This window comes from Mesorhizobium sp., from assembly GCF_005063415.1.
In the GTDB taxonomy this organism is placed as follows: domain Bacteria; phylum Pseudomonadota; class Alphaproteobacteria; order Rhizobiales; family Rhizobiaceae; genus Mesorhizobium.
The window spans coordinates 1-250 of the sequence record NZ_SUEG01000409.1 but is presented as its reverse complement, the minus strand read 5'-3'; the positions used below and the strand labels follow the sequence as shown (position 1 = coordinate 250).

1 pseudogene is annotated in these 250 nt (G+C 58.0%); it reads left to right on the top strand.

The window, feature by feature from the left end:
- Positions 1-69: 69 nt before the first annotated feature.
- A pseudogene (locus E5W70_RS32835) lies at positions 70-250 on the top strand (cell filamentation protein Fic); the annotation flags it as partial.

Genomic DNA, 250 nt, shown 5'->3' with positions numbered 1-250 from the left:
CGAGACTCCCAACCTCTAGAGGCGAAGGCCGCCTGCCCTACGCAGGCGGTTTTTTTGTTGACCTTGCCCATGTCCGACAGCCCTGCCCAAGGTTCTTTTTTCTATCCGAACACGTCGGACGATCCCGATCGTACCGATGTGCTGCGTAATAAGTTCGGCATCGAGACTCATTCCGAACTCCGCATAGAAGAATACCGCGCCACGGCTTTCCGCATGGCGGAAATTGCCGAAGGCGACGGCCCGCAAGGGC